The sequence below is a fragment of the Nonomuraea composti genome, assembly GCF_012034275.1.
Taxonomy (GTDB): domain Bacteria; phylum Actinomycetota; class Actinomycetes; order Streptosporangiales; family Streptosporangiaceae; genus Nonomuraea; species Nonomuraea composti.
This window is the reverse complement of the sequence record NZ_JAATEP010000049.1, coordinates 28,256-47,063: the sequence shown is the minus strand read 5'-3', so window position 1 is coordinate 47,063 and position 18,808 is coordinate 28,256. Positions and strand designations below refer to the sequence as shown.

Here is an 18,808-nt window from a genome sequence, read left to right as displayed (position 1 = left end):
GGTGAGCGCCTGGTCGGGGCCTCCAAGCTGCACCTGGCGCATGGCGTCACGGACAGCTCCCCTCGACCTGCTCAGTCCCGGAGGTGGTTGGCGTGGTCCCCTCGCCCGGGCGGGCGTCGTGGTCGGTTAGGAGAGCCAGTGCGTCGGCGAGTTTCTCGGTCGCGTCGAGAAAGGCTCGGGCCCCGCCCCTGCGGGCCTCGGCCATGGCCAGGACGAACAAGCCTCCGTTGTTCACCGGGCGGGCGTTGATCAGCAGGTCCTGGGCGCGTTGCCGAACGGTGAGCAGTGCGGTCGCGCCGTCGATCGGTTCTTCGCGGCCGTGGGTGAGGTCGGTGACTTGCTGCCACCACGACATCCGCTGGTAGGCGTAGGCGATGCGGCCCAGGTCCTTGTCGTGCAACGTGCCCTCGTCGTCGAGGGTGGCGATGCGGGTGAGCGCCTCGCTCAGTTCCCAGCGGGCGGCGTTGGCGTAGTGGACGGCCAGGTCTTCGAGTCGTCCCATGACGATCTCCTTCGGTGTCGGTTGATGACGTACGTGAGGTGGGCCGGGCCGGGTGGCCCATGTGGCCATGGGCCCGGCGTCGGGGGCGGCTCCGGGCATGTCGCCGTGTAGCGGCGTGGTGCCCGGTACGGCCCCGCGCCGGGGCCGTACCGAGCGCGTGGGACTACGGTTCAGGCGGTGGCCAGCAGGCGGAACGCGCGGGTCTTGATCTTGGCGTGGTCGTGGTCGTCGAGCAGCGCCCGCTCGGCCCGCACGGCGGCCACATCGCGGCCGCCGAACACCGGGCTGCGGTGGTCCAGCCGCTCGGTCACCGCGTTGTAGGCGGCCCAGCGGGTGTTGCGGATCGGCTCTTGCGTGGCCGCGTGGGCGAACAGGTGCTCCAGCTGGCGCAAGGTCAGCTCACGGTTCTTGCGCGCCAGATTCTTCGCGCCCGCCGGGATCGGGTACAGCACGTTGGTGAACTGGCGGAACTCGGCAAAATCCATCGGGGTGGCCAGGAGCTTTTCGGCTTCGGCGGCGAACGCCTGGCCGTGCTTCCAGGTCAGCTTCAGCGCATCGCGCGCCTCGGCGATGCGCCCGGCCATCCGGCCGGTGTGCCGGACGGTGAACTTCGAGGCATGGTTGGCCAGCGCGGCCCGTTCGGTGTTGGCGCACACCACCCGGACCGGGGTCGCCACGGTGACGAACGACCCCCACCCGTCATGCCGGGAGAACGCCGCCAGGTACAGGTCGATCTGATCGAACCCGCCGACCATGAGCGGCTCGGGCAGCCGCATGGTGACGAAGATGCGCCGCCCGTTGTTCAGCGACCCGCCGGTGTCGAACACCGCCCCCGACTCATCCACCAGGGTCTGCAGGAACGCGGTCACCTCCTCGTTCTGCAGCACCTCATACTCCCGGCCGACCCGGCCGAGCCGTTCCGGCGCACCGGTGACCGGGTTGGTGCGCACCACCAGGAAGTCCTCATCCGTGGTGACCGGCTGGCCGGTGAGCGGGTCGGTCACCGGACCGACTGGTACCTTGCGCACGTTCCACCCGGCGAGCTGGGCGTTCGACAGGAGCTCCTCGGCGGTCATCGGGCCGGGCGCGGTGTAGCCGAGCCCGTGCCAGCCCGGCTTACCGGCGGCAGCGAACCCGGCCGAACCGTTGGCGAAGATCTCGATCTCGTGAGCCATGACAGTTGCCTCCTTCAAAGGCAGGTCGCGAAACAGGCGTGAAGGGGAGGGACAGAGGCCGGGCCTCGGCACGGGAGGGGAGGCGTACGTGCCCGGTGCAGGAGGTGATCCCAGGCGGAGAGCGGACCTTCATGTGAGGCCGCTCTCCGCCTGGCGTCAGAAGGTGGGGGACGTGCTGGCGAGGCGGAACCGGCGAGGCCGTTCGCAGGTCAGCTCGGCCTGGTCGAGGCTGACCAGCCGGTCCAGGGCGTTGGCCACGGCACCGGAGGAAGAGTCCAGGGCCCGCCCGATCTCGTACGGGGTGAACTCCTTGCCCGGGTACTCGTTGAGGTGTTCCAGCACTCGGTCGCGCAGCGCACCGTGCCGGATCGAACTCCCCGCCGCCACGCCCTCGCCCCTACCCGAAGGGCGGGCCGGGGTGGTTCCGGTGAGCACCGCGCGGGCGCTGCGGTGCACCTGCGGCGCGCGGGCAATGGCCATCTCCAACCGGCCCAGGGCCAGCACCGCCTCCTCGCCCTCCCCTATCGCGGTCGCCGCACCGATGAACAGCTCGGCCAGTTCCAGGAGCTCGGTCCGCGCCTGCTCGCGCGCCGGATCCATGTCGGCCGCCGGGGCATCCTCGCCCTCTCCAGACTCCTGATCCTGGGCCGCCACCTGGCCGTCACCAGGAGCGGGAGTGCCCTCCGGCTCCGCGACGCCGGGCTCCTCTCTGACTGCTTGCGGCATCTCCATGTCGGACTGTGGGGAGACGGTGCTCGCAGCGGTCTCTTGTGCGTCCTCCGTCTCGGCGCTCGTCGGGGCCGAGTCATCGCTGATCACCTCGTCAGCGGGCTGGACGGGTATGACCGTGGCGTCGTCCTGCACCGCTCGGAGGTCACCCTCGCCGTGGTCCTGCTCAACGAGCGACGCGGTGTCGGTCACGGCCGGATACCAGCGGTCGGGGGTGCGGCCACGGCCCGTTCCGTCGTACCCGCCCGTCTCCCTTCGGGCCCGTCCTTCGGCCACGAGTTGGTTGAGGATCTTGCCTGCAGCCATCCGGCTCATTCCCGCCGCCGCGCCGATCACCGTGGCGGATGCGCCGGGGTTGGCCACCAGTGCGGCCCACAGCGCCTCCTGACGGTCGTTCGGCATGTCCCCCACCGTCGCCCCGGAGGGCGGTGTGGCAGCCGTGTCCGTCGCGTACGGGGCCATATCAGCAACGTTGCCGGAGGTGATTTCGAGGGTGTCGCCAAAAACGATTTCCGGGGCACGAGTTTCGAGGTTGCGAGTTGCCATCGCGGGCACATCCCTTCCATTTTTCCGGCCCTGAATTCCGGGGCCGACGATTTCCGTGTGGCTCGACGATGTCTCGGCTGGCCGGGCCATGGCAAGCGGTCGCAACGTATTTCTCGGTTACCGCAACGGCTGGAGAGGCTGTCCTCACTAAATGATTGGTGAGCTGCTAAACCGTTCTGCGAGAAGGCACTAAAAGAAGCTTGACTTCCTAACCGGAACCGGGTCGCCCTAAATTCGCCAACCCTCAACGCAACGATGGGGATGCATCCACTTCAAGAAGAAGCGCGAAGACTTCAGCGACACTCCCGCCCTGGGCGGCGAAACGAAATATGTACATGACGGAAAGTGCACTCGAGGTGGGCGCGGCCCACATTCGCAGGCCGGTCGCCTGCGGTCCCGTACGGGTACTGATGTACGACGGCGCCAGCCCGGTGATCATCCTTACCCATCGCTGCGACGACGATCGAGACGCCCTTCTAGGAGATGGCGTCTCAACCCCTCCAGACGCCCACGACCCCGGGCACAACCGACGAACATTCGGCTCGGCGGGCGCCGGTCAAATGCACGCCGGCACCGCGGCACAAGCATCAAGATGTCCGGTGATGAACAGTCAGGCGGGCGGACACTAGACAGCCGGCCAGTCAAGCCGCCGGCCACCACCCACAACAAGCCCACACACCTATTCCCCAGTCGCCTTAAGGCGAGTCGGGGCGCGCAGCGCGCCACCCGAAAGGCGCTGACCATGGAAAACGGCACTGCCCGGAGTAGCGGTCTTAACCGCGCAGACGAACGCTACCCGCAACTTCACACCGACATCCCTTGCGAGCGCCTCCAGCCTTGGCCCTGCCTCACGCGCTCATCTCAAGCCGTTTGCAGGTCACCGGGCAACAGGCCGTTGCAGAGTCACCCCATGACCATGGGCAACCATCCGCTCATGCGATGCCTTCCGCCAGCGGGCTGCTTGCGCGACTCTGTACGCTTTCGCGCGTGACGAGCACGCCGACGTGACCACGGCCATCGCCATGGCCGCCGTCCCGTCCTGACCGGACGCGGAATGGCCACCCACGTGCCTGTCCCGGACAGGCGCGCGGGCAACACCCCGGCCTTCACAGCCGGCATCGCCCCGCTCAGCACTGTCCCGGCGGGTATATCAACCGTCTCCGCTCTCTGGGGTTCGACGTGATCCATCTCTGGCCCCATGGCGGACAGGAGTCGGTCGCCGCTTATCTCGGGCAGCATCGCCCGCAGCGTGTCGGGTCCGGTAGCAACGATGACCGAGTGCTTGCCGCGCAGCGCCAGCCAGCGGTAATGCACCACCAAGAACGCCCAGTTCGGGCGCTCTCTCCGCAGCTTCCGCAGCTCATGCCGCGCCCACGCCTCCTGACCGTATGCGGACACCTGGTCCGCCTTCTGGCTTACGCGGCCCTCCGCAGCGCGATCGAAGGGTCCAAGCTATTCACATCTCCTACGCTCGCGGCCATGACGACGCCCTGGCTGTGCTCATCGAACCCCTGATGACGACCTGACGTGTCGCGCCCGACTCGCTGACGGGGCTCGGCACCGCCAGAGACGAGGCTGAACTCGGCCCAAACCGCATGCCCGCACGCGGGGTTCCCCGCCAGCCCAACCCGATCGGCAAGTGCAGCCACCCCAGCCAGTCCCCTGCCGCTCTCGCTCAGGTCCGGCTCCTCCCGCCGGGCGGCGGCCACCGCTCGGCCGAAGTCCGGAACAGCTCCCCCACCCAGGTCGTACACCGTCACCCGAGCGACCGAAGCGGTCCGTGCCACCTCCACCACAAAGAACCCGCCCCGCGCACCGGACTTCGTGTGGTGAAGCGCGTTGCTGGTCAGTTCGGCCGCCACCCACTCCGCGTCCTCCGCCCGGACCGTGTCTCGCAGCAACAGCCGCACCAGATGACGCGCGGGCGCGGCCTGATCCTCTCGGCCGGCGAATGCCTGCCGCCACACCAGGCCGTCTCCGGCGCATCCGGCCCGAACGCCCTCCATGACCTGAGCTGGCCGCAGATCCGGCAACCGGCCCTGGCACAGCGGCTCTCCTCCATGCCGAAAGCCGCCTTCTGGAACGCATATCTCCTGGTCGTAGTACTGGTTCACCGCTGATCTCCTCCGATGACACCCCGGTCGATCCGGGGAGCGGCCAGCACCATCAACCACCTTCGCGCCCGATTCACACCCCCAATCCCACGGCCCAGAACCACCCAGCCTCCAGCCACAACCACCTGCGACAACGCCAGCGCCGTCATCCCCGGCCACCCCAGGCCGGACGGATCGATCACCCCAAACAGCAGCTTGAGCCGCTCAACCCAGCCGCCCTACCCTCCACCGACCCGATCCCGGGTGCACCCATCAACGCCATCACCGGGAAGGAACACACGCATGTCCGGCCAGGGCTATCAGACGCTTCTCGACTGCCGACGCCGCAGCCGCCTGCTGCGCGAGCATGGCTTCACCATCGATCAGATCGCCATCGTCCTCAGCCTCGACCACCAGGTAAGCCCGCTACGGCTCTACCGCTACGCCGCAGGACTCACCGCAAGGCAGGTCGTCACCGCCCACGCCCGCCTCGACCTCGCGAGAGCGGCTTTGCGCGAAGATCGCTTGTACGACTACGAGCGCTGGCCCCATTCGGGCCGCCGCCCGCCAGCGCATGCGCTCCGCCTCCTGGCCCGCATCTACGGCACCACGCCTGCTCACCTCGTACCGAACGAGGCCCTGGCCACGTACCCGGCACGCGATCAGAAGGCACTCACCCAGGCGGAGTAATCCACACAGAGGTGCGTTGCCAGGCGAGCCGTCAACCTACTTGATGAAGCGCTCGTAGGTGCGCCGAGCCTGCGCCCCAGGCTTGGCGTCAATCTCCGACAGGCGCTCGGTGAGCTGCCGGAAGGTCAGCTCCACTGCCGGCAACCGTCCCAGCTCGCCCTGGATCGTCATGATCTGGCACCACAGCACCTCGCTGTGGGGATCGATCCGATTGACTGCCAACGTCAGGGTGCCCAAGGCGCCATCCGGGTCCTGTTTGCGCTCCAACTCGGCCAGCTGCGTCACCGCCGTCAGGGCTTGGTTCAGCGCGGCTTGACGGAGGGGAAGGCACCACAGGTCATCCCGACCGGCCAGGAACGGGCCTTGATACAGGTCCAGCATCTGCCGCAGCGCTTCCCGCCGACCGGAGTCGCAATCGGCGGTGTTGGCCTTCACGTACGCCTGCTCGAACCGCCACCAGTCGACGTCGAAGTGCACCGGCGGCAAGCTGCGCCGTTGTTCCGCCTTGACGACGAACTTCACCTCGGCACCGAGTCCCGTCGCCCGGCGCATCGCACCGTTGATGTCACGGATGGCGGTCTCCAGCCGGCGCACGCCCCGCTCCCCGTCCCTGGGCCACAAGCGCGCGATCAAGGACTCCGACGATTCGCCGTCCTTGGACGTGGCCAGCAGAGCGAGCAGCGCACGGCCATCGGCCCTGCCGAAGGAAACTTCCTGCTCCGCTACTCGCACCCGCAAGGGGCCGAAGACCTCCACCTGTGCAATAGCCGGCTTACACACGACCAGCGACGCTGTTGGAGGCTCGCTCGGTGTGACCCCCGCTTCTTGGTGGCTCCAATTCCGCTCCTCGACCTCAGGAGAAGGCTCCGCCGCGGTCACCTCCTTGGTCGGACAGGCTGTAGATGCCAACGCATGGTTGTGCTGCACTTGTGGAGGAGCAGACGGCTGCTGACGCGGGCGAGTTCCTGCAGGGAGCGTCGTCATCGTAAGACTCGGTACGGTCCGTACGCGGGCCCAGCGCATCAGCAAACCGCTGACCAGCATCACGACCAAGGCAAAAACGGCACCGCCTACCGGAACAGGCCAGGTGTCACCGGAGACGTGCTTGTCCGGAAGATTCGCGGGAGAACTCATGCCGGGTGCTGGTTCCGTGCGGGACCTGACGGGCGACGGCACTGGGATGCTTGAAACCGAAGGTGGCGCCGCGGTAGGCCGTTCCTGATGCCGAGAACCCTTCTTCTTCCGCTTGCGCGAGCTTTCGCGCTTCTCTTCGGGGTTGACTGGCCGTGGCCGCTCGATCTGGTCCCCATGCTGGCGCCTCGGCTCAGTCCGGCTCCGGTTATCAGCACCTGGCCTTCGCTCAACCGCCGGAGCCCTACGTGTTTTCACTGGATCTGGATCTCGATCCAGCCGCTCACCGCCGGAGGGACGAGAAGGAGTGATCCTCACTCTTGGCTGGTCTGATCGGTTCTGAGGAGGTGCGGAAGGAGCAGGACGCTTCCGGTGTTTCTGCAGGCTCCCGATAAGGTCTACGGGCCGCCCGTTCCTGAAGTCATCGTTGACAGCGGCGCACCAACTCTTGATGTCGAACATCTGATACGCCTGCTCGGAGACTGGCGGGCAATAGTCAGCGGCACCTGCTTGCGCTGCAAGCGGTGCCCCGAGGCTCACGCCGAGCGTGACAGCGATTAGGGCAGGGTAACGGGTGGAACCCGAACGCCCTACCCTGTTGCCCCTTACGAGAAGGTTTTCCCGAATCATCAGGCACCTCCCGCGGAGCCGGTCATGTCAGTTCCGGTATATCAACTCCTCCACCCACGATGATCAGAGAAACGCGATGCAAATCACCAATAATCAGCCTCGGTCGATAATTTTATGCAGCCAGACGGCAGGACAGACGCCAAATATTCATCACATGGAAGGCATCATCGGTTGCATCAGTCTACACCGGGACACCAGGCACCATAGAAGTGGACTATCCGACAAAAACGCTCCTACCCGACTTGGCGATCTCTACCTGACCTAGAAGGAGCACCGCATTGATGTCTACATCGCATTTCGATCCCTCGTGGATGAAGGCGACGTGACTGGTGTCATTGAAGACATACGCTGGCAACTCGTCAATCGGGAAGCAGCCGCTCGGGTTGTAATAGAGCCTGTCATTGATGATCAGGACCCCTCTTGCGGCTTCGGCCGTCGCGGGGACTCCCATCACTAGCATCCCGACCATGGCAATAGCACCGCATCTTGCGACAATACGTCTCATCGCAGCCCCCGCGCGATCTCGATGGCGACATCCGTACTCTCAACAGAGAGTAATGCATTGAATACGAAGAGGTATATGGGTGAGGCTTATCGCCTTCTTGGGATCATGATCCCGCTTCGACTGCTGACAGATCGCCAACCACGGTAGAGCTGGAATCGCCAAGCGCTTCACGCTCGGCCGGCACCGCAACATCCAGCCAAGGCTTCGCGCACCGACGCCGCCATGAACAAGGTTCGTCATGGGCAGCCTTACGGAAGATCAAAGCCCGCAGTGAAGCACGAGGAGCCGCACGTACGCTGCGCGCGCATAAGGATCATGTGCATCGGGGTGGGGAATGCACAAGAAGGCTGAGCGGCCGCGAGGACGAGTGAGCGCCAAGATTCTCCTGTTGGTGGGCGGCGCTGCCGCCATGGCCGGTGCGGTAGCTGTGGGAGGGCTCGGCCCGGTCCCACCTGCCGATGGGGCGGAGCTCCTCGCCGCATGCCATGAGTACCCTGCCAGATCTCACTCGTGATGTTGCTCCCGCGGAGTCCCTGCCGTCGCGTCCGTCCAGCGCGGGATCCGCCTTCCCTGTCCCGGCTTCCTTGGCCCTCCCCCATGTTAGGACCGCAGCACGGGGACAAGGCGAGGGCACCGAGCAGGTTGGCACAGGGAACAAGCGTGAAGAGGTTGACGAGCCGCACCCTCGCCGCCAACCCTCACAGCCGCGCCGGCTGGCCAACACAGCAAGCGACCACCGCCCCTCCCGGCCGAGCCCCCGATCGAAGCGTGGCCAAAGCGGCCCGCGCCCGGATTCGACGACACCATCCGAACGCGGTGGAACTCCATCGCTGTTCGTGATGCGGTGCGACGAGCTGTTCCCCGCTCACAAACGGGAGTTTCGACTGCGCAACATCGCCTGCCACCGTCTCCTGGGTTACTGAAGCGCGCTCAACCCATCTCGGCCCCGCAGCACCTCGACATCACCCACCGGTCCTGACACGCTGTCCCTCGATCGACAACCGCAACGGGTATGAGTAGAGCCTTCCTGGTCACGGCGCCCATGTCGTTGCCATGGTCGATGGCAACGTGCTTCGCGGTGGTCCACGACCAGTCGTACATGGTGGTTCAGCGGAATCTGGATCAAAGCTCGAAGGAAAGGCGCGGAGGGGGACGGCTGCTGCCGCCGTCCCCCTCCTCGTGCAGCAGAAGCTACTGTCGACCGATGGCGGCCAGACCGTGCGGATCCGGATCGCCTGAGCCGTCAGGTCTGCAGCGTCCACAATCGCCTGAGCCGTCAGGTCTGCAGCGTCCACATCCGAGCGCTGGGGTGATCGAGCCACAGATGGGTGCCCGCCGGATCGACCGTCAGCCCGAACCGGTCATAGCCAGGTCTACCGAGTGAGATCCATTGCCGGTAGGCGGACAACAGTTCGTCCCAGAGCCGCCGGTCGCCGTACTGTGTCACCTCCGCCTCTGCCGCTCCGGGCTTGTGGTCGCAGGCCGCCCAGGAGCCTTCGGCGGTATGGTCGTCCAGCTCGTACAGCAGCAGCGAGTTCTCGCCGTCTTCGCTGAGGTCGTACCAGCCGACGCGGGGCACCAGGGCGATGCACAGCAGTTGCGCACCCCGGTCCAGGTCCCAGAAGGTGCGAGGGTTGATCCTGGTCGTGGATCGGTGCGCTGCCTCATGGTGATGGCCGCTCCATCTGGAGTTGTAGCGCTGCTCGCGCAGCATCATGAAGCTGGCCGCCCCGTGGAGGCGGCCGACCGCGGTCGCCTCGTCCACCACCGTCAGGCGCAGCTGGTGACCGACGAGCCCGCCAGCGTGCCAGGGCAGGACGATGATGCCCCCTGGCCGGGTCTGCTCAATCCAGGCCATCGGGATGTCGGACACGCCCACCGTGACGTGCACGCGATCGAACGGCGCGTGCTCAGACCAGCCCTTGATCCCATCGCCGACTACCAGATGAGGGCTGTATCCCGCCTTACGGAGGTTGACTGCCGCACGAGCAGCCATTTCCGGATCCACTTCGATGGAGGTGACGCTGTTCGGTCCGGTAGCCCACGACAGCAAGCCTGCCGTCCACCCAGAGCCGGTCCCGATCTCCAGGATGCGATCACCTTCCTGCGGATCCAACAGCTCCAGGAAGGGGAACACGATGCCGGGGGCCGATACCGACGACGAGAAGAGCCCCTTCCCGCTGAGCGGGTCACCGGCTCCATCGTCGGCCTGCAGGACAATCGAGGTGTCCGAGTACACGGCCGCCCACCAGGCCGCTGGATCATCGTCGAGGGCGAACCTTCCTCTTGGCGCGCTGGCGTGGTTCGAGGTGCACCAGATCGCAGCAGGAGCGAACAAGTGCCGGGGCACGTCACGCAGCGCCCTCTCCCATCGCGGCTCCGTGAGCGATCCTCGTGCCCGCAGGTGGCTGGCCAGTCTTGCTGTCAGTTCGTGGACCGTGAGGCCGTCCGGCGGCGTCAGCGTACCCATGCCGGCCCCTTCTGCAACACGTCGGCCAGAGCCCTCGGTACGGGGAGGCCCGCCTCCTGGTTCAGCCATCCCCACTCCCCGCTCTGGTTGGTCTCCAGGAAGTGGTACCTGCCCTGCGGGTCGCAGATCAGATCTGCAGCGCCGAACACCAGGTTCAGCCGGTCGTGCAGCTCTACCAGCCGTTCCTCGACCTCGACGGGGAGATCGATCGGCTCGTACGTGAGCGAGTTGTAGTCGCTGCGCCAGTCGATCCTGCCTTGCTCGCTGTCGCTATCGATCCGGACCGCGAGCACCTCGTTGCCGACGACGAGGGCCCGCACCTCGTACGCCTTGTCGATCCACTCCTGAAACAACTGCGAGGTGTGGCCCAGGGCCGGGTCGAGTAGCTGGTCGGGATCGTCGACGGGCTTGGTGTAGATGACGCGCACCTTGCCCTCGTCGGCATGCCAGATGCCACCGACCGCCTTATAGACGAATGGCTTACCAAGCTCCTTCGCCCACGCGTACGCCTCCTGGAAATCATTGGTGATGATCGTCTTCGGCACGCTCAGCCCTACTCGAGCGGCCATGACGAGCTGGATCGGCTTGTACTCGGCGCGCACCGCGGCCATGGGGTCGTTGAGCCACAAGCAGCCGCTCTGCCGGAGTGCGGCCAGCACGCCGCCGAAGCCGTAGCGCGCTTCCGCGTAGGCGAAGGCCCGTTCCGGCGACGACATCCGCCCGTCCATCCGGAACTGGGTCGGCCGTCTGCTGTACACCGCCCCCACCTCGGCCAGCTCGAACTCCCCGCGCTGGGTGGTGACGACGCCGGTCCAACCATTACTGCCGGTCTCGATGCGGGCCGCCATCGAGATCAGCGACGGGAAGTCGGCGCTGTCCAGGGTGACGACAGGGACCTCGCGGCCGGCCAGTTCAGCCGCGACGCGCGCGGCTGCCGTGTCGGAGTCGTCCGTGATGATCAGGACTGTGTGCGTCACGAGCTCAGTCCTTGACCTTCTCCTCGTTGGGGCCGTTTCCATCGCTGCTGGTCTCGCTGGTCTCGTTGCTTCCCCCACCCCCGTGGTTTCCTCCCGTGATGGGAGTCGGCGCGACGAGATGGCGCAGCCCCCAGGGCCGCGCGGCGCCGGCGGGGCTGTCGGTGGCCGACAGGATGTGCTTGGTCGGAGACATTGGGAAGAAGTCCCCGGCCCGGAAGAGCCTTCCTCGCGATTCCCCATCCGGGGAGTGGGTGATGAGGTCGAGGGCCGGCTGGTCGTCCTGCCGGGTGTGCGTCAGCATCGAATTGATCCTCTTTCTGCCTGTTCAACTGGTGAGGTCAGGCATCAGGCGCATTCACGCGTGTACGTTCTCGGTAGTCGTTCTCTTCTGAGGTCGACGAGTACGCAGCCTCAGAACCGCAGCAGGCCGCGCCGATAAGGCGATTAATGGCTGGCGGATAATCTCCCTCCTGCTGGCAGCGTTTTCGAGTGAACCGGGAGGCCTCGCACCGTAGGCACTTCCTTGGCCTCGGGTCGGTGCATGATTGCGCGTGTGCGGAGGCAACGTGATCGTCAGCGCCGGTTCAGCTCAAATCCCGCCGTCCACGAGAGGGTCGAAGTCTGCTGCTTCCCCTCTCCTGCGATGGTCTTGGCGATGCTGTCGTACGAGGGCTACGTAGGCGGCAACCGCCGCGTGATAGCGGCCTCGACCGGTCTCCTCATAAGCTCCCTGCTCATCAAGCGGGCGCAGCACCAGGTATTTGCCGTTGAGGAACGCGAGCTCGAAGGCGCCGCAGCAGGACGTGGTCCTGATCCGCAGGGTTCCCCCTGTCAACGGCGGGAACAATGTCCACTCAAACGCCGGTATCGACTCATCCTGCCGCGATCGGCGGCGATCTTCCCTTTTCATGTCAACGTCCAGCGGCCTTCTCGCTGAAGACGCTCGGCTTCTCGGATATGACGCGCGAAGCCCTCGGAATCTGCGAGCCACGGCGATCCTGCCACTGCGCGTGAACAGCATCGCTCATGAGACGCAGCAGCTGCTCCGGACGGCTGGCTCCGACAACGATTCCGCCCGGAGCACAGGCTCCGCAGTAGAAGGCGAGGATGCCGCGATCGCGTAGGGAATACATGAGCATCCAATCAGGAAAGCGGAATTGGTACTTGTGCACGAAGTTCCTCCCGAAGGCGTCGGCAGCGGCGTCGCTCATGCTCATGAATCTCTCCTGACGAGTGGGGGATAGAGGCGCAGGCCGGGCGGCCGGCGGGGTGTGGGCGCCCGGCCTGCGCGGGTGTGCGGGACGGCGGGGAGAACACACCGGGCCACCCGCACATGGCGTGACAGAACAGCGCACATAGATGCGCCGGCCCTGGGCCAAGGGCGCCACGCCACGATCACAAACTGGGAAGGCTACGCGGCCAGTCGGCCGTGATCTGAGTGTCGTCATTCACAGGCCGGCAGAGCGACAGCTCACCCGGCGCGACTTCGCTGGGAGGTCATAGCCATTTGTCCGATTCGTTAATCATTGCGGCTTTCCTCGTGGAATCCTTATCGACAACCTGCCGCAATGGCTTGATCTCAAGGATCCGCACACTTGCCCATCGAAACAACCTCGCTACACAGGGATCATTTCCCGGCGTTATCCCAGCAGGAATGGGAATAGTTCGCCAGCCAGCCCGTCGACCAGCCGCAAGACGTAATATGCGGGGGAAATCAAGTCGAGCCAATAGGGTGGATTGCATGTCGAACGGCAAGCCTGGGCGCCGACAAGCTCAAACGGAGTACGCATCAGAATTGCGTAGCAGAGGATTGACATGGACTGAGGCCGCCGAGGCAATCCGCGTCCGTTACCGGGTCAACATGCGCGTGGCGTTCCGCATCGCCCATGGATGGAGTCAGAGCGATGCGGCTCGCGAGTGGAATAAACGATGGCCGGAGGACGAAAAAACCAACAAAACGTTCTCCTATTGGGAGATGTGGCCCGGGCCCACCGGCTTCGCGCCAAGCATGGAAAGCCTCGGCAGGCTCGCCGAGCTGTACCAATGCAGCGCCAGCGCCCTGATCTGCGATCAATTCGACTTCCGGCACCTCGATCAGGAACAACAGCACCGCGAAGCCGACCAGACCGTTCTCGGACCGGGAGCAGGCGTGTCGCTGGACACGGCAGCGCTGGAGCTGCCGACGCCCCCGGAGGTCGCTGAGCTTCAGCCGAGCGGCTTCGTAGCTCCCGGCCTGGTCGAAGGTCTCACCGCGATGACCGAGACCTACCGGCGGATGGACTACCTCTCGGGCGCCCGCAGCGTACAGGGGGAGGTGACGACACACCTGAGGCGGATTCTCGACCTGCAAGACCGTGGCCGCACTACGGCGATCAACCGAGACCTGCTGCGCGCAGCCGCCGATGCCGCCCAGCTGGCGGCCTGGCTGGCCATCGACGTTCAGCAGTACCCCACCGCGGACAAGTACTGTCGCCTGGCTCTCTCGCTCGCCAATCGCGCCAACGATCGCGGCATGCACGCCTACGTACTCGGCGTGCTGAGCTACATCTCCCTGCACGCCAGGCAGGGACAGGACGCCCTGACGCTGCTGACCACGGCCAAGGAGAAGACGGGAACCGCAATGCCTCCCGCGGTCCGCTCGTGGATCGCCGAAGCCGCCGGCGAAGCACACGCCATCCTCGGAAACCGCCTGGCGGGAACCAAGGCACTACACGAAGCCGAAACCGCGTTCGACCGGGTGACCGAGGAAAACACACCACCCTGGCTGGCCTTCTACAACTCCCCCATTCACCTCGCGCGGCTCAAAGGACGCTGTCTCATGCGCCTCAACGAGCCACAGGCAGCGATGAACGCGCTGAACGAAGCGCTCGCCCGCTTCCCTGACAGCTACGTACGCGAGCGAGGCGGCACCCTGATCGACGCGGCGAACGCTCTGATCCAGGGCAGAAATCTCGAGAACGCCTGCCGTGTCGCCATCCAGGCAGAAGCACTTGCACGTGCGACCTCGTCTGCACGAAACCTTCTTCGCCTCCGCGAACTCCTGGTAATGCTTATGCCATGGAGCCGATCGGACTGCGTCCAGGAACTCGCCACAAAGCTCCTGCTCACGCGTTAACCGGATCCTCCTCGCGGCACGCGCGTCGATGAACCGCCGCGCCTGGAGCCAACTCATCGTCCTTTCCGCCTTATGGGGGACGGTGTACCTCCTCATCGAGATCACGCTCAGGGAACTGTCCCCCACCCTCGTCGTGCTCGGCCGGACCGCCTCCGCCGCAGCTGTCCTCACCCCCATCGCCCTCCACCGCCAGGCCCTGCAACCCCTCCTCCAACGCCCACGCGCCGTTATCGAAACCGTGCTGATGCAGTCCACAGCACCGCTCCTCTTACTCACCGTGGGACAGCAGTACGTATCCGCCGGCATCGCCAGCATCCTGGTTGGAGCGCAGCCGCTCTTTGTCGCCCTGTTAGCGATGCGATTCGCGCCTCAGGAAAGGCCGCGAGGCCGGCAAGGCGCTCTGGGGCTTCTCCTCGGCTTGCTCGGCCTCGTCCTCCTGTTCGGGATCGATCTACGCGGCGGATATCAAGCCCTGCTGGGTGGCCTCCTCGTTCTCGCGTCCGCCGTGTGCTACGCCGCCGGCGCGTTGATGATTCGACACCGTCTGGCTGACGCCGAGCCCCTCGGCGTGGCCACGGGAGCGATGTTGATAACCACCGTGGCGCTCCTGATCCCGGGCCTGTTCTCGCTCCCCGCAAGCATGCCAAGCTTGCCAGCCCTGGGCGCCCTGCTGGTGCTCGGCGTGGTGTGCACCGGGGGCACTCTCGTCCTGTTCTACACCTTGATCAGCCGCTCAGGACCGGCCCACGCAGCACTCGCCTTCTACCTGTCGCCGGCCTTCGCCGTAGTGCTCGGAGCCGTCCTTCTGCAAGAACAACCGGCTATCTCCACCGTGTTCGGCCTAGCCGCAATTGTCGCCGGCGCCATACTGGCTGGGAGATCTCAAAAGCCCACCGTTCTGTGAGAGAGAACGAGTTGGAGTTGCTGTTGCCGATGTACGTGGTGGTCTCGTTCGGGGTGAGGGCGATTCACCAACGAGGCCAGCGAGCTGCTGTTCATCCGCCGCTCCGGCAACGACAACTGGGCCATGCCCGGCGGCGCCTGGAGTTGGCCCGGTTTGGTGGACACCTGACCTCTGGGGAACCCTGGTTCCCGGAAGAAGGAGTCTGCTGTGCCGAACAACTATCCGCCGGAGTTTCGCCGGCAGATGGTGGAGCTGGTGCGTGCGGGGCGCACGCCTGAAGAACTCGCCAAGGAGTTCCAGCCCTCCGCGCAATCGATCCGTACCTGGGTGCGTCAGGCTGACCTGGATGACGGCCGCCGCCAAGACGGCCCGACCAGCGCTGAGAAGGACGAGTTGGCCCGCCTGCGACGCGAGGTGAAGATCCTGCGCGAGGAGAAGGAGATCTTGCGCAAGGCTGCGGCTTTCTTCGCGCGGGAAACGGATCTGCCGAGATGAAGTTCCGGCTGATCCATGCGGAGAAGGACCACCACGAGGTCTCCCTGCTGGCCCGGGTGCTGGGTGTGTCGCGCCAGGGCTACTACGCCTGGGCCACTCGCCAACGGCGAGGCCCGCCTGCTCGGGCCCGCCGCGACGCCGAGTTGACGGAGATGATCCGCCACCATCACCGGACCTCGGATGAGATCTATGGTGCGCCGCGCATCCATGCCGACCTGCGTCATATCGACGGGGTCCGGGTGGGTCGCAAGCGGGTGGCCCGGCTCATGCGCCGAGCCGGGCTGGCCGGGGTGAGCAGGCGTAAGGGCTGCCGGACGACGATCGCAGACAGGCGCGCTGCAGCCGCGTCCGACCTGGTCAAACGCCAGTTCAGCTCCGTAGCCACGGAACCGCGTCTGGACCGCCGACATCACGTACGTGCCGACCTGGCAGGGCTTCGTCTACCTGGCAGTGGTTCTCGACGTCTTCTCCCGCCGGATCGTCGGCTGGGCGATGACCGATCACATGCGCACCGAGCTGGTGACTGACACGCTGGCGATGGCGCTGCACCAGCGCCGGCCCGAGTCCGGGGTGATTCATCACAGCGACAAGGGCAGTCAATACACATCGATTGCCTTCGGCAGGCGCTGCGAACAGGCCGGCGTCCGTCCCTCGACAGGAAGAACCGGGACGTGCTTCGACAATGCCGTCACCGAGAGCTTCTTTGCCTCTCTGGAGTGCGAGCTGATCGACCGGCGCACCTTCCACACCAGGTCAGAAGCCGAACGGGCCCTCTTCAGCTACCTCGAAGGGTTCTACAACCCCCGCCGGCGCCACTCTGAAGCGCCCCGGCTTTGATGGAGACCTCAGCGATTGATTTCTAGGGCTTCGTTGGGGTGGTGTCGAGCGTAGTAGATCGCCTCGAACTCCTCGGGCGGGAGGTGTCCGATGGCTGAGTGCAGGCGGGTGCTGTTGAACCAGGCCACCCACTCGGCGGTAGCCAGTTCCACCTCGGCCAGGCTGCGCCAGGGGCCTCGAGGCTTGATCAGCTCGGTCTTAAACAGGCCGATCTGCGATTCCATCAGGGCGTTGTCGAGCGCGTCGCCGACCGTGCCGATGGAGGCGTCGATACCGGCCGCCAGCAGATGGGTGGTGAACCGGAAAGAGGTGTATTGGCTGCCCGCGTCCGAGTGATGAATCAGTCCCGGTCCGACCGGGTGTCCGGTGCGCTCGCGCCGCCACAACGCCATGTCCAGGGCGTCCAGTACGAGGGTGGTGTGCTTGGTCGGCGAGGCGGCCCAGCCGACGATCGCCCGGGAGTAGACGTCGACGACGAACGCGACGTAGACCACCCCGCACCAGGCCGTCACGTGGGTGAAGTCGGCCACCCAGGCGGCGTTCGGCCGGGAGGCGGTGAAGTCGCGCTGCAACCGGTCGGCCGCCCGCTCGTGCCCGGGATCGGATGTGGTGGTGCGGATCTTCTTACCGCGGCGGGCGCCTTGCAGGCCGAGGGCGCGCATGCGCCGTTCGACGGTGCAGCGGGCCACCCGATGCCCCTCGCGCAGCAGCTGCTGCCAGACCTTGCGGGCGCCGTAGACGCCGTAGTTGGCGGCATGGATGCGCTGGATGACTTCGTCCAGCTCGGCGTCGCGCATCGCCCGCGCCGAGGGCGGGCGCCTCTTGGCGGCGTAGTAGGTGCTGGTGGAGATGGGGCAGCCGTGCTCGGTCAGGACACGGCAGATCGGCTCGACACCGAACACATCGGCGTGCTGGTCGATGAAGGTCACGAGTGCGTGTGTGGCCGGTCGAGCTCGGCGATGCTCCTATGTCGTCAAGCCGCCATGGCCATCTTGTGATCATTCGTCTGCGAGGCAGTAGTGTCGGTGCGCCGGAGGGCACGGTAGACCACGTCAGAGATACGTCGGCGCAGCAGGCGAACGGCCTCGGTGCGGGTCTTGCCCTCGGCCATCAGACGCTCGACGTAGGCCTTGCCCGGGCCGACGCCACGCGTCTGCGTCACGGCGATCATGTGCAAAGCCGAGTTCAGACGCCGATTGCCGCCGCGGTTGAGCCGTACCCGGCTGCTGTTGCCTGACCAGACCGGGATGGGCGCGGTGCCGGTGAAGCGGGCGAAGGCCGCCTTGGACCGGAAACGGTGCACTCCCGCGGTCTCGCCGATGATGGTCGCCGCGCCGAGCACGCCGCACCCGGGGATGGCCAGCAACTGCGGGGCGAGGGTCTGGACGAGCTTGCGCAGCTGGCTCTCCAGCTGGTTGGTGCGCACGGTCAGCTGGCGGCAGCGCTCCAGCAGCTCACGGGCCAGATGGGCGACGATGCCGAGCATGCCGGCCAGGTGCTGACTGAGCCGGTCTTGCACGCACCGGCGGCGCAGCCCGCGCGAGGCGATCTCCAGCTCCGGGTCGAGCTCGTGCAGGGGCCAGCGCAGCTGGCTGCAAATCCGGGTCCGCTGCCTGACCAGGTCATCACGGTAGTCGGCCAGCAGCTTCACCCTCGGGAAGGGCCCTCCAGATGCGCCATCGGCAGATCCGGCTCGCGCAGTGCCACCCGGGCCACCGCCAGCGCGTCGATCGGGTCGGACTTGCCGCGTTCCCGGCCGGAGCGGCGTTGCCCGGCCATCAGCTGGGTGGTGACCCGCACCACTCGATGACCGGCCCGTAGCAGATCGCCTTCCAGCCGTCTGCTCACATGCCGACAGTCCTCGATCGCGAACAGCACCTTGGGCCATTGCCCGGCCCAGGCTGCGATGTCGGCATGTCCCTCCGCCGTGGCGCGGACGGTGCGCTCGGCCAGCCTACGACCGACCTATCCACGGCGACGAGGGTGTGGGTGCGCTTGTGGACATCGAT

General features: G+C 66.1%; 17 protein-coding genes and 1 pseudogene. 4 read left to right on the top strand and 14 right to left on the bottom strand.

The genetic code is table 11. The features are described from left to right. Positions 1–46: 46 nt before the first annotated feature. The 4 genes from HCN51_RS44505 to HCN51_RS44490 all read right to left on the bottom strand — a co-directional run bounded on the left by HCN51_RS44505 (position 47) and on the right by HCN51_RS44490 (position 5,066). A complete protein-coding gene (locus HCN51_RS44505; protein WP_168018016.1) occupies positions 47–502 on the bottom strand; it encodes a hypothetical protein in 456 nt (151 codons plus the stop codon). A 170-nt stretch (positions 503–672) separates the two neighbouring features. Then, a complete protein-coding gene (locus HCN51_RS44500; RefSeq protein WP_168018015.1) occupies positions 673–1,677 on the bottom strand; it encodes a DUF932 domain-containing protein in 1,005 nt (334 codons plus the stop codon). A 156-nt stretch (positions 1,678–1,833) separates the two neighbouring features. After that, positions 1,834–2,952: a hypothetical protein gene (locus tag HCN51_RS44495; protein ID WP_168018014.1), complete on the bottom strand. Its 1,119-nt coding sequence runs from the start codon at positions 2,950–2,952 to the stop codon at positions 1,834–1,836. 1,415 nt (positions 2,953–4,367) lie between these two features. Further along, positions 4,368–5,066 (bottom strand): ATP-binding protein, encoded by a 699-nt coding sequence (locus HCN51_RS44490; RefSeq protein WP_168018013.1) that lies wholly within the window; start codon positions 5,064–5,066, stop codon positions 4,368–4,370. Between the two features lie 282 nt (positions 5,067–5,348). On the opposite strand from HCN51_RS44490, the gene HCN51_RS44485 reads away from it, so the two are divergent. Beyond that, the gene (locus HCN51_RS44485; RefSeq protein WP_168018012.1) at positions 5,349–5,735 is read left to right on the top strand and encodes a hypothetical protein; all 387 of its coding nucleotides are present in this window, start codon (positions 5,349–5,351) and stop codon (positions 5,733–5,735) included. Between the two features lie 36 nt (positions 5,736–5,771). Here the strand turns inward: HCN51_RS44485 and HCN51_RS44480 are convergent, their stop codons facing one another. The 7 genes from HCN51_RS44480 to HCN51_RS44450 form a co-directional block, all read right to left on the bottom strand. After that, entirely contained in the window at positions 5,772–6,491 is a 720-nt protein-coding gene (locus HCN51_RS44480) for a BTAD domain-containing putative transcriptional regulator (RefSeq protein ID WP_168018011.1), read from the bottom strand. Positions 6,492–7,710: 1,219 nt separating this feature from the next. Beyond that, positions 7,711–8,001 (bottom strand): hypothetical protein, encoded by a 291-nt coding sequence (locus tag HCN51_RS44475; RefSeq protein WP_168018010.1) that lies wholly within the window; start codon positions 7,999–8,001, stop codon positions 7,711–7,713. Positions 8,002–9,277: 1,276 nt separating this feature from the next. Continuing rightward, positions 9,278–10,471: a protein-L-isoaspartate O-methyltransferase family protein gene (locus HCN51_RS44470; protein WP_168018009.1), complete on the bottom strand. Its 1,194-nt coding sequence runs from the start codon at positions 10,469–10,471 to the stop codon at positions 9,278–9,280. Next, positions 10,459–11,448 (bottom strand): ATP-grasp ribosomal peptide maturase, encoded by a 990-nt coding sequence (gene tgmB, locus HCN51_RS44465; RefSeq protein WP_168018008.1) that lies wholly within the window; start codon positions 11,446–11,448, stop codon positions 10,459–10,461. Before tgmB ends, HCN51_RS44470 begins: the two co-directional genes overlap by 13 nt. Positions 11,449–11,452: 4 nt before the next feature. Further along, positions 11,453–11,749 carry a hypothetical protein gene (locus tag HCN51_RS44460; RefSeq protein WP_168018007.1) on the bottom strand — a complete coding sequence of 99 codons (297 nt, stop codon included), beginning with the start codon at positions 11,747–11,749 and terminating at the stop codon, positions 11,453–11,455. 288 nt (positions 11,750–12,037) lie between these two features. Then, positions 12,038–12,358 carry a hypothetical protein gene (locus HCN51_RS44455; protein ID WP_168018006.1) on the bottom strand — a complete coding sequence of 107 codons (321 nt, stop codon included), beginning with the start codon at positions 12,356–12,358 and terminating at the stop codon, positions 12,038–12,040. 1 nt (position 12,359) lies between these two features. Then, positions 12,360–12,665, bottom strand: a complete 306-nt coding sequence (locus tag HCN51_RS44450; RefSeq protein ID WP_168018005.1) for a hypothetical protein — start codon at positions 12,663–12,665, stop codon at positions 12,360–12,362. A 524-nt stretch (positions 12,666–13,189) separates the two neighbouring features. Here HCN51_RS44450 and HCN51_RS44445 point away from each other — a divergent pair. The 3 genes and pseudogenes from HCN51_RS44445 to HCN51_RS44435 all read left to right on the top strand — a co-directional run bounded on the left by HCN51_RS44445 (position 13,190) and on the right by HCN51_RS44435 (position 16,799). Next, positions 13,190–14,563, top strand: coding sequence for an NsdA family TPR-like regulatory protein (locus tag HCN51_RS44445; RefSeq protein WP_168018004.1), 1,374 nt, complete (start codon positions 13,190–13,192; stop codon positions 14,561–14,563). A 28-nt stretch (positions 14,564–14,591) separates the two neighbouring features. Beyond that, positions 14,592–15,467, top strand: coding sequence for a DMT family transporter (locus tag HCN51_RS44440; protein ID WP_240973900.1), 876 nt, complete (start codon positions 14,592–14,594; stop codon positions 15,465–15,467). Positions 15,468–15,674: 207 nt separating this feature from the next. Further along, positions 15,675–16,799: pseudogene (locus HCN51_RS44435) on the top strand (IS3 family transposase). 8 nt (positions 16,800–16,807) lie between these two features. On the opposite strand, the gene HCN51_RS44430 reads toward HCN51_RS44435, so the two are convergent. Genes HCN51_RS44430 through HCN51_RS58505 form a run of 3 tightly spaced genes read right to left on the bottom strand, consistent with a single transcriptional unit; the run spans position 16,808 to position 18,707 of the window. After that, positions 16,808–17,728: an IS3 family transposase gene (locus tag HCN51_RS44430; protein ID WP_168018002.1), complete on the bottom strand. Its 921-nt coding sequence runs from the start codon at positions 17,726–17,728 to the stop codon at positions 16,808–16,810. 44 nt (positions 17,729–17,772) lie between these two features. Continuing rightward, entirely contained in the window at positions 17,773–18,450 is a 678-nt protein-coding gene (locus HCN51_RS58510) for a transposase (protein WP_206068608.1), read from the bottom strand. After that, complete coding sequence (locus HCN51_RS58505) at positions 18,447–18,707, bottom strand: hypothetical protein (protein ID WP_428981573.1); 261 nt, start codon at positions 18,705–18,707, stop codon at positions 18,447–18,449. The genes HCN51_RS58510 and HCN51_RS58505 overlap by 4 nt, the downstream gene beginning before the upstream one ends. Positions 18,708–18,808: the final 101 nt, after the last annotated feature.